Consider the following 10766-nt stretch of genomic DNA (forward strand, 5'->3'; position numbering starts at 1 on the left):
GTGGTGCCGGCGGGGCACGCCGAGGGGCCCGGCCGGCTGGCCGTGCCACCCGACCCGGCCGACTGGCGGGGCAAGCCGGTCGCGCCCGTCCCGCTCACCGACGCGGCCTGCGCCTGGCGCGCGGCCACGGCCGAGGGCCCCGGCCGGGCGGCCTTCGCCGATCTCGCCCACCACCAGGCGCGGTTGACGCGGCTTTACCTGACGCTGGCTGACGCCTCGGGGAACGCCCCCCGGGTCGCGTTGACCGCGCCGCCCGGCGATCCCACGTTCGTCGTCCAGGTCCTCGCCGTCCGGGCCGGTGCCGTGCTGACCGTGGGCGGACCCGGCCTGGCCGTTCCCGAGGACGCAAACGTCCTGCACTGCTCCACCGACCAGCTCGACGCGTTCGCCGCCACGCTCGGCGACCGCCCGGCCCCGCGCCTGGTGCTCGCGGCGGGACGCCCGCCGTCGCTGAGCGTGCGTCAGCGCATGGCCCGGCTGGGCGTGCGGGTCGTCCACACCGCCCCCTGGCCGGGCCCCTGGGGCGACCCGGCCGGGGACGCCCCCGCGACCTGGCCACTGCTCGGTGCCGAGGCACGCCCCGTTCCGGCCGGCACCCCCGGCGAACTCGCCCCGGCCGCCCCGCTCTGCGGCCGGGCCGGGAGCCCGGCGGCCACCGCCGTCACCCATCCACCCGACCCGTGGTCGGCCCGGCCCGGGGGCCGCCTCTTCCGCTCGGGACACCACACCAGGATCGCCGTCGATGGCCAACTCGACGTCCTGTGCTGGGCGACCCCCGACACCCCGCCGGTCGTCTCCCGGGTGGAGGCGGTGCTGCGCGAACTGCCGGGCGTGGCCCAGGCCGCGGCCGTGCCGCCGCCGCTCGACGAGACGGCGGCCCCGTTGACCGTCTTCCTCGTCCCTGACCCGAGGCGCGCGCCCGGGGAACGCGGCCTGCGGGCGGCGTTGCCGGCCGGAACGCTGCCCCGTGGTGGCGTCCGCTTCGTCACCCTGCCCCGGTTGCCGCTGACCGGCGCGGGAGGCCCCGACCGGGCCGCGCTCACCCGCCTCGCCCTCGCCATCCGCCGCCGGTGACCCACCGCCCCAAGGAGGCAGCACCGCCATGTCCGACCCGATCGTGTCCGACGCCCCCGACAGCCGGCTCAACGCCCTCACCGCCCGGGCCGTGTGGTGGAACGACCCCCCGCCGCCCGAGACCGAGCCCGACGCCCTGCCCGACGGCACCCGCGACCTGCCGGCCACGGACACCCAGCTCCAGCTGTGGCTCTCCCACACCCTCGCCCCCTCCGGCTCGCTCAACGACCGGCTGATCCTGCGCGTCGAGGGCGACATCGAACCCTCCGCCCTGGCGCGGGCGCTGTCCGCCACCGTCGCCGCCCATCCGCTGTTGCGCACCCTCTTCCGCTTCGACGGCCACACGCTGCGGCAGCACGTGCTGCCGGCGGGAGCGGCGCTCGCGGTGCGGGACCTGCCGAAGGAGCGCGGCGGGAACGTCGACCCGGGCGCGGCCGTCGCGACCGCGCGGGAGACCGCGGCCGGCGTCTTCGCCCTCGACCGCGAACCCCCGCTGCGGCTGGCCCTCTTCCGGGTGCGCCCGGGGCTCCACCTGCTGGCGCTGGCCATGCACCACATCGCCAGCGACAACGACTCGCCCCTTCTGCTGCTGACCGAACTCGCCGAGCGGTACCGGGCCGAGCTGCTCGACGCGCCGGCCCGCCTCCCGCAGGCGGCCGACTACACCGAGACGGTGCGGGCCGGGGCGGTCGCCCTGGGCGCGGAGGGCCGGGCCCGGCTGGTGCGGCACTGGGCCGACCGGCTCCGCGACACGCCCCCGGCCCCCCGCCTGCCGCTGGGCTCCGGCTCCGGCGGGGAGCGCGGTTCCGTGCACGTGACCACGGGCCCGGCCCTCGGCGGCGCGGTGCGCGCGCGGGCGGCCTCTCTGAAGGTGTCCCTCTTCGCCCTCACCTGCGCGGTCCTCCGGATCACGGTGTGGCGGTCGACCCGGGCGGCCGACGTGTTGGTCGCCTCACCCTTCAGCCAGCGCGGCGGCCCGGGCACCGACGGGGTGATCGGCCCGCTGCTCACCACTCTGGCGTTGCGCAACCCGCTCGCCCCCGAGCGGACCTTCGCGGAACTGGCCCGAGCGGAGCGCGGCGAGGTGCTGACCGCCATGGTCAACGGCCACGTCCCACACGGCACGCTGGTGGCGGAGGCCGCCCGACGCGACCTGGGCGCCCTGCCCTCGCTGCCTGGGCTCCTCTTCTCGTACGAGGAACGGCAGCCCACGCCACGGGAGTTCGCCGGGCTGCCCTGCGAGGCGCAGGACATCGGCCCGATCGGCAGCGCGCTCGACCTGTCCGTCAAGGCGATCGGTGAGCCGGACGGCTCCCTCACGGTGCACTGGCTCCACACCGCGTTCGCTGACGAGGCGGTCTCCGACCTCGCCGAGGGCTACCTGACCCTGCTGCGGGCCGTGGTGGACGAGCCGGACCGCCCGCTGGCCTCGCTGCCGGAGCCGTTCCCTCCACCCCCGCCCGCCCCCGCACCGGGCGGGGAGCCCGCCGGGCCGCCCGGTGCCGCCGCCCCGGCCACCCCCACCGAACGGGCGGTGGCCGCGATCTGGGCCGAACTGCTGGAGGTGGACGCCGTCACCGACGTCTTCGCCAGCGTCTTCGAACTGGGCGCGCACTCCCTGACCATGGCCCGCGCCGCCGCGCGGCTCACGGACGAGTTCGGGGTGGAGGTCCGCACCGTGGACCTCTTCACCCACGACAGCGTCGACGCCCAGGCGGAACTTCTCGACGAACTCCTGCTGACCGGCCTCGACGCCGTCGAGGGGGCCGACCTCGCCGAGGCCCTGGACCAGCTGGAGCACAGGCGGACCCCGGGAGGCGAGCGGTGAGCGGCCACCAGGAGTCCACGCCCTACCGCCTGTTCGCCGACCGGGCCGTCGGGTCGCCCGACGAGATGGCCGTCGAGGCGCGGGACGGCGCCGCGAGCTACGCCGAACTCGCCGCGCTGGCCGAGGGCTTGGCCGGCCGTCTGGGGGAGACGCGCGTTCTGGGCGTGGCCGCGCGAGGCGGGCTGGCGGCGAGCGTCGCCCTGCTGGCCTCCCTCCGCGCCGGGACGACCGCCGTGCTGCTCGCACCCCCCGCCCCCGGGCGGGACACGCCGCTCGTCCCCGACACCCCCGTCGACCTGGTGCTCACCGACCCGGGCGACGAGGTGCCCGGCGTCTGGCCGGGGACGGCCCGGCTGTCCGCGCTGGCCGACGCCCCCGGTGGCGCGGTCACCGCGCGCCGGGACGTCCGCGTCGGGCCGGCCCTCCTGGTGCCGGCGGGGCCGGGCGAGCCCTGGGTGCCGGTCGGCCATGACGCGTTGACGAGCGGCGTCGCCCGGCGGTGCGAGGAAGGAGCCCGGGAGCCCACGGCCCCGGCCCACCCCTGGCGGGAGCCCACCCTCAGGGACGCCGTCGTCGCCATGCTGGCGGCCTGGGCGCGGGGGGGCACCGTGGTCGTGGGCGGTCCCGCAACTCGGGACGCCGGGCCACCGGAACCCCTCGACCCGGACACCGCGCGGCGGGCGCTGACCGGGCTGTTCCGCCAGGTGCTGGCCGACCCGGCGGTCGGACCCGACGACGACTTCTTCGAACGGGGCGGGCACTCCCTGCTCGCGCTGGACCTCGCGTTCCGCGTCTACGAGGAGTACGGCCTGGAGCTCTCCGCCAACGACGTCTTCGAGCACCCGACGGCACGCCGCCTCGCCGACCGCATGGCCTCCGGCCTGCTGTCCGCCGGCGCGGAGTACGACGCGCTGGTCGACGAGATCGCGAGCCTGAGCGACGACGAGGTGAGGAGGTTCCTCCATGAGAGCTGACGCGCTCTCGGCTGAGCGGCGCGCCCTGCTGCGGGCCCGGCTGGCCCGCCGCCCGGCCCCGGGAACGGTGCCGCTCGTCCGGCTGCCCCGCCCGGACGGCGCGGTCTTCCCCCTCTCCCACCAGCAGGAGGAGCTGTGGTTCCTCCAGCGGTTCGCTCCGGAGAGCACCGCGTACAACGTCCCCGTCGTGTGGCGGCTGCGCGGCTCGTTCGCCCCCGAGGCGGTCGCCGCCGCGCTGAACCGCCTCACCGCCCGGCACGAGGTGCTGCGCACCGCCTTCCCCGAGCGGGACGGAGAGCCGGTGCAACTCCCCCACCCGCCCGCGCCCTGGCGACTGCGGGTGCGCCACGCCCGCTCGACGGACGAGGCGACCGCCATCGTCCGGGAGGCGTGTGAGCGCCCCTTCGACCTGGCCGCGCCCGGCCCGCTGCGCCCCCTGCTGGTGCTGAGCCCCGGTGGTGGCGCGCTGGTGCTGGACCTGCACCACATCGTCTCCGACGAGTGGTCGGAGCGGCTGCTCTGGCGGGACTTCCGGCACTTCTACCACGCCGCCCACGGGCTGCCGACCGAGCCGCTGCCCGAACCGCCCGCCCAGTACGCCGACTTCGCCGCCTGGCAGCGGGCCAGGCTCGCCGGCGGCGGCCTCGCCACCCTCACCGGCCACTGGCGGGACCGGCTGGCGGGCCTGCCCACGCTGAGCCTGCCGCTGGACCGGCCCCGCCCCCGCAGCCAGATGTTCACCGGCGCCGTGCACCGGTTCCCCCTGCCCCCCGCACCCGCCGCCGCCCTGACCGCCCTCGCCCGCGCGGCGCGGGCCACCCCCTTCATGGCCCACCTCGCCGTGTGGGTCCTGACGTTGGCCCGTGTCACCCGCCAGCGTGACATCGCCGTCGGCACGATCACCGCGGGTCGCGACCATCCCTGGCTCCGCGACATGGTCGGCTTCTTCGTCAACACCCTGGTCCTGCGCACCGACGTGGCGGGGGCGGGCGACTTCGTCGCGCTGCTGGACCGCGTCCGCCGCACCGTGCTGGACGCCCAGGCCCACCAGGCCCTGCCGTTCCCCCAGGTGGTCGAGGCGGTCCGGCCGCCACGGACCCCGGGCCTGTCCCCGCTGGTCCAGGTCCTCTACGCGTACTCGGCCGCCGGGCCGCACGAGGAGCGCCACCTGCCCGGGGCCAAGGTGACCGCCGAGGGGGTGGAGATGCCCGTGGCCCGCTTCGACCTGGTCCTCAACGTCTTCCAGACGCCGGCGGAGACCCTGTGCGCCCTGGAGTACAACACGGCCCTGCTCCGCGCGCGGACGGCCCGCCGCCTGGCGCACCTCCACACCGAGACACTGCGCCGGGTCGTCGACGACCCCCGTGCCGCGCTCCCCCTCGACGGGGAGTGACCCGCACGTTCCCGACCCGGCACCCCGAACCACCTGACCCAGCGTGACACCCGTGAGGAGAGTGAGTCGTGGAGGACACCGAGCGCAGGCTGCTTCGCCGTTCCTGGTTCCCCGTCGCCCGCATCGAGGACGTCGAACAGGGGCCGCTTGAGGCGAACATCCTCGGCACCGAACTGGTCGTCTTCCGGGCGGGCGGTCGCCTCACCGTCGCCGGTGGGCGCTGCCCGCACCGAGGCGTCGCCCTCTGGCTCGGGACGGTACGCGACGCGTGCCTCGAATGCCCCTACCACGGCTGGCTGTTCGAGGCGGGCACCGGGCGGTGCGTGGAGATCCCCTCCCTGCCGGCCGGAACCACGCAGCCCGGCATCAGGCTGACCACCTATCCGGTGCGGGAGGCGTACGGGCACGTCTGGACCTGCCTGGGCGACCCCTACCTGCCGTTCCCCCGGATGCGGGGATACGGCGAGCCGGGGTGGCGGTTCGCCTTCGGCCCGCCGGCCGACCTGGCCTGCGGGATGCGGCAGATCACCGAGAACTTCCGGGACATGGCGCACTTCCCGTTCGTGCACACCGGCACCATGGGCCCCCGGGTCCGCCGCGAGGTCGGGTCCTACGAGGTGCGGCGCGACGGGTGGGACCTCCGGTGGGAGCTGTCCACCGACCTGGGCGGCACCGCACTCGACGGGCACGAGGTCCTGGCGCGCCAACAGACCATCACCTACCGCGTCTCGCTGCCCATGGTCGCCTACAACCGCACCGCCTTCCCGGACGGCGGGAAGCGCTTCGTCGCCCAGTTCGCGACCCCGCTGAACGAGGAGGGCACCCGGGTCCGCCTCTTCTGGGTGGCCGGCGTCAACGAGATCGTCGTCGAGGAGCACGGGGTCTCGATCGAGGAGATGTGGGAGTACGAGCGCCAGATCTTCGAGGAGGACTACCCGATCGTCGAGAACCAGCGGCCCGTGGAGGCCCCACTCGATCCGCGCGCCCAGGTCCACACCCGCTCCGACAAGTACGGCATCGTCTTCCGCCGGCTCTACCGGGAGCTCCTCGACACCTTTGCCCGGGACGAGGAGCAGGGCGAGGAGCGGGGGACACCGGCCGCGCCCCTCGCCGTGTCCTGACGGCCACACCAGCGGACGCCGCCCGACGCGGCGGCTCCGCCCACCCCTTCCCGCGCTTTGACTCTGGGAGACCGTTATGCGATTCCGAATCCTGGGACCGGTCGAGGTGTACGGCGCGTCCGGTCGCGTCCGCCTGACCGGCACCAAGGCTCACACCGTGCTGGCCGCCCTGTTGCTCGCCGAGGGACGGGTGGTGCCGGACGACCGGCTGAGCACCCTGCTGTGGGGCTGGCACCCGCCGGCCACGGCCGGCGCCCAGATCTACACCTACATCTCGCGGCTGCGGAAGGCGCTCGCGCCCGAGGCGGTGATCGAGCGGCGCTGGCCCGGGTACCTCATGGCCACCGCCGGGCAGGAGCTGGACCACCGCGCCTTCGCCCGGTTGAGCGCCGAGGGACACCGGCAGTTGGAGGAGCGGCACTTCGCCGCCGCGGCCTCCTCCTTCCGTGCGGCCCTGGGGCTGTGGCGGGGCACGGCCCTGTGTTCGGTCACCGACTTCATGGCCGAGAGTGAGCAGCCCCGGTTCCTCCAGGCCCGGCTCGTCGCCCTGGAGGGACGGATAACGGCCGAGCTGGAACTGGACCGGCACGGCCAACTCCTCCCCGAGCTGCAACGGCTGGTCGAGGAGCACCCGTTGCGGGAGTCGCTGCGGGTGCTGCTGATGCGGGCCCTGCACCGCAGCGGGCTGCGCGGGGAGGCGATGGCGATCTTCCACCAGGGACGGCGCATCTTCAACGACGAACTGGGCGTCGGCCCGGGCCCGTTGCTCAACGACGCCTACACGGAGGTCATCCAGGAGCCGCCGGTGGCGGAACGCGTGGGCGGTGGGATGGCCGCCGAGTCGCCCTCGTCGTTCGCCGCCGCCCGCAGCTCCATGGCGGGCCGGGCCATGCTGCCCGAGGAGGTGCTGCGTTCCCTGGTGGCCGCCAAGGTCATCCGCCCATGCCGCCGCGGTGCCGACGGCCGGATGCGGTACGCGTTCCAGACCCAGCCGCATCCGGTCGGGGCGGTTCACACCTCCGGCACGGTGGCGGCCAGCGTGGCCAGACACGCGGAGACGGCACGCCGCACACCGGCCGCGTTCACGTCCACCGCCACCGAGGCGGTGGGGCGGCCCGACGGCACGCACTCGGTCATGCCCCGGAGCGCGCCGTGAGCGGTCACGCACGACGCCGCGAGGGAACGCCACCGGAAGAGGCCGGGCCACAGGAACGCCGTCGCGGCCACCACGTCCGGCAGTGACGTCGGCCCGTCGAGCACCAGCCGCCGGCAGGCCCGGGCGGTGAGCAGGCCCGGGCCGCCGAGCGCGGCGAACGCGTCGAGGTCGGTCGAGGACCAGGTCACCCGGTCGGTGACGTCCAGCGGCACCACGACCGAGGTCGGCGGCGAGCGCAGCACCTCGTCGGCGGCCTCCGCGTCGAGCCAGGCGTTGAACTCGGCCACCGGTGTCGCGTTCCCGTCCGCCTCCCACGCCCCGCCCATCCAGGTCACCTCCGGGCGGTGCCCGGCCCGCAGCGCGTGGGCGACGGGGGTGAGCGGCGAGGTGACCAGCAGCCGACCCCGCAGCGCCTCCGGGGCGAACGGGGCCGCCGCCACCCGGGGCCCGGGCAGCCGGCCCGCCGTCCCGCCCACGCCGTCCGCCCCGTGGATGTCGAGGCCCTGGCCCGGGTAGGGCCCCGCCAGGGACGAGCCGGTGCCCTCGATCAACGGCACGGCCAGCCGGTCGAGTTCGAGCAGCGCGTGCAGCCCCGCCGCGTTGCGCACGCTGGCGGCCAGGCCCGTGTTGCCCGCCGTGGCCACCACCGCTGAGGGGGGCGAGCCCGCCCCGCACAACACCAGCAGCGCCACCAGGTCGTCGATCCCCGGGTCACAGACCAGGGTGTAGGGCGCGTGGGCCGCCTGGCGCGGATCGGGCGGCCGGGAGCCGGTCACCGCAGCACCCCGAGCAACGCGGCCCAGCCACCCCGCTCGGGCCCGGGGACCGTGCGCGTGGCCAGCGCCAGCGCGCCCGGGTCCGCGCCCTCGGGCACCAGCGCGACGGCCGCGTGGGCCAGCAGGTCGAGGTCGTTGGCCCCGTCCCCGAGCGCCAGCACCCGACCCGGGTCCAGGCCCGCCCTGGCGCAGTAGGCCGCCACGGCACGCCACTTGCCGGTGCCTGGCCGACGCAGCGAGAGCGCCGCACCGCCGTGCACGGTGTCCCTGGTCAACGACGCCTGGGCCAGCCCCTCGACCCGCGCGGCGAGGCGGCCCAGCGGCCCGGGGTCGCCGCCGCACACCACCAGGGAGAGCACGACCCGCCGGGCGAGCGCGTCGGCCAGGTCCCCGCAGCGGCGCACGCGGCCCTGGTTGGCCGCCAGGTGGTCGGGGTGGGTCGTCGGGCGAGCCCCGACGAACAGGTCGCGGTCGGGGGCGTCCACCACGGCGCAGGGCTCGACCCCGGCCTCCCGGCACACCGCCAGCAACTCGCCCACCCTGCCCGGGGGCAGCGGGTCGCGGTGGAAGACCTCGCCGTCCACGCCCTCGCGGCCGATCGCCCCGTCGAGGCAGACGGTGGCGGCCACCGGCACGCCGGCGGCCCGCAGCAGCGGGGCCGCGGTGGCGTGGCGTCGTCCGGTGACCGCCAGCACGGGCACGCCCCGCTCCCCCAGCGTCGCCACGGCGGCGGCCGTTCGCGGGTGCACCCGGCCGTCCCGGTCCCAGAACGTGCCGTCCAGGTCCGTGGCGACCAGGCCGATTCCCGGCCCCCTCATCGCCCCGGCCCGGCGGGGACCGTCCGCAGCTCGGCGAGCATCGCGTCCAGCAGCTCGGCCACCGCCCGGGGGGAGATGGCGTCCCTGCGGTGGTCCACCTCCCAGCACAGCCGGCCGTCCCGCAGGGAGATGACGCTCAGTTCGAGGTCGTTGTGCAGCTCCCTGGTGATCCGCAACAGGCGGGTGGCGGTGGCCGGTCCGGGCAGCGGAAGGTCCAACGCCCGCTCGTCGCGCGCGTCGACGACGACCCGCAGCCAGGCGTCCCTGCGCGTGGCCGCCGGCCCGGCGAGCGACAGGATCTCGCTGGTCGGCACCGCCTGGTGCTCGTGCGCGGCGAGCACCGCCTCGCGGGCGCGCTCCACCAGCGCGGCCAGCGGGGGTTCGCCGTCCCACGCCACCACGAGCGGCACCACGTTGACGAAGCAGGCCGCGACGTCGGCGGCCTCGGGGGGGCGGTTCTCGGTGAGGGTCGCGAGCACGGGCGCCCTGGTGCCGCAGAGCCGGCCGACCGCGCGGGCGAAGAGCGCGGCGCCGACCATCATCGCGCTGGCCCGGTGGTCGGCCATCAGCCGTCCGACCCGCCGCAGGTCCGCCTCGCCCAGCACCACGCGAGTGACGGCGGCCCCCGCCACCTCGTCGGCGACCTCCCGAGGGAGCGTCAGGGGCGTGCGGTCCCGCAGCACGCCGGCCCAGTGGGCGCGGGCCGCCGCGTCGCCGCCCCGACGGTTCGCGGCCACGGCCCGGCGCAGCGCGTCGAGGCGCTCCCCGGGGGCGTCCCGCACCGGCCGCCCCTGGTAACGCCGCGCGATCTCGTCCCACAGCAGGCCGACGGTGCGCATGTCGGCCACCACGTGGTGCGCGGCGACGACCAGGGTCGCCCCGGCCGGGCCCCGGTCGAGCACGGCGGCCCTGACCGGCGAGCCCGACGCCAGGTCGGGGCTGTCCGAGACGATCTCCCCCTCCAGCCACCGCCGTTCGTCCTCGTGCTCCGCCGGGAGGACCGGCACCTCGATCCGTGTGCTGGCCGGGCCGGGCCGCTGGACCGGCGTCCCGGCGCTGAGCGGGAACGTCGCCCGCGTCGCCGGGTGCGCGGAGAGGGTGGCCGACGTGGCCTCGGCGAGCCGGTGCGGGTCGACGCCGCCGGCCACGTCCACCGCCAGCGGGATGAGGAAGCCGCGCGTGTCGGGCCAGAGCCGCGTGTGGGTCCAGATGTCCAACTGGGCGAAGGTGAGGGGCAGTTCGGCCGGCTCCCCGGGGGCTTCCGGGTCCCCGCCCGGCGGGTGGCCGTTCGGCGAGTCGCCGCCCGGCGGGCGGAACGTGTCTCCGGCCGGCTCCGCGAGCAGCCGGACGGCCAGGGCACGCGGCGTCGGGTCGTCGAAGAACTGACGCAGGGACACGGCCCGGCCCAGCTCGCTCTCCAACCGTCGCTGGATGCCGATAGCGGTCATCGAGGTGCCGCCGACGAGGAAGAAGTCGGAGTCGGGCCCGACCGGTTCGGATGTCTCCAGGTGCCGGGCCCACAGGGCGGCTATCTCACCCGCCAGCCGGCCCACCCGGGGATCGTCCGCCGCTGGCGCCTCGGGCCGGCCGGGCCCGGCCGCCGCGCGGTCGGCCGGCGGGCCGGCG

7 protein-coding genes and 2 pseudogenes are annotated in these 10766 nt (G+C 76.6%); 6 read left to right on the plus strand and 3 right to left on the minus strand.

What is annotated here, in order from left to right:
- The 6 genes and pseudogenes from EBN88_RS30825 to EBN88_RS32110 all read left to right on the plus strand — a co-directional run.
- Positions 1-1074: pseudogene (locus EBN88_RS30825) on the plus strand (hypothetical protein); the annotation flags it as partial.
- Between the two features lie 28 nt (positions 1075-1102).
- The gene (locus EBN88_RS25015) at positions 1103-2902 is read left to right on the plus strand and encodes a condensation domain-containing protein (protein ID WP_122399324.1); all 1800 of its coding nucleotides are present in this window, start codon (positions 1103-1105) and stop codon (positions 2900-2902) included.
- Positions 2899-3876 (plus strand): non-ribosomal peptide synthetase, encoded by a 978-nt coding sequence (locus EBN88_RS25020; RefSeq protein ID WP_122399325.1) that lies wholly within the window; start codon positions 2899-2901, stop codon positions 3874-3876. The genes EBN88_RS25015 and EBN88_RS25020 overlap by 4 nt, the downstream gene beginning before the upstream one ends.
- A complete protein-coding gene (locus EBN88_RS25025) occupies positions 3866-5269 on the plus strand; it encodes a condensation domain-containing protein (protein WP_122399326.1) in 1404 nt (467 codons plus the stop codon). The genes EBN88_RS25020 and EBN88_RS25025 overlap by 11 nt, the downstream gene beginning before the upstream one ends.
- A 68-nt stretch (positions 5270-5337) precedes the next feature.
- Positions 5338-6390, plus strand: a complete 1053-nt coding sequence (locus EBN88_RS25030; RefSeq protein ID WP_122399327.1) for an aromatic ring-hydroxylating oxygenase subunit alpha — start codon at positions 5338-5340, stop codon at positions 6388-6390.
- Between the two features lie 76 nt (positions 6391-6466).
- Positions 6467-7168 (plus strand): annotated as a pseudogene (locus tag EBN88_RS32110) (AfsR/SARP family transcriptional regulator); the annotation flags it as partial.
- A gap of 233 nt (positions 7169-7401) precedes the next feature.
- Here the strand turns inward: EBN88_RS32110 and EBN88_RS32115 are convergent.
- The 3 genes from EBN88_RS32115 to EBN88_RS25050 form a co-directional block, all read right to left on the minus strand.
- A complete protein-coding gene (locus EBN88_RS32115) occupies positions 7402-8322 on the minus strand; it encodes a nucleoside hydrolase (protein WP_158621517.1) in 921 nt (306 codons plus the stop codon).
- Complete coding sequence (locus tag EBN88_RS25045) at positions 8319-9140, minus strand: HAD family hydrolase (protein WP_122399330.1); 822 nt, start codon at positions 9138-9140, stop codon at positions 8319-8321. The genes EBN88_RS32115 and EBN88_RS25045 overlap by 4 nt, the downstream gene beginning before the upstream one ends.
- A partial coding sequence (locus EBN88_RS25050) for a condensation domain-containing protein (RefSeq protein ID WP_158621519.1) occupies positions 9137-10766 on the minus strand: 1630 nt, incomplete at its 5' end. The genes EBN88_RS25050 and EBN88_RS25045, both read right to left, overlap by 4 nt.

It is taken from the genome of Streptomyces triticirhizae (assembly GCF_003696235.1).
GTDB classification, from domain to species: Bacteria; Actinomycetota; Actinomycetes; order Streptomycetales; family Streptomycetaceae; genus Streptomyces; species Streptomyces triticirhizae.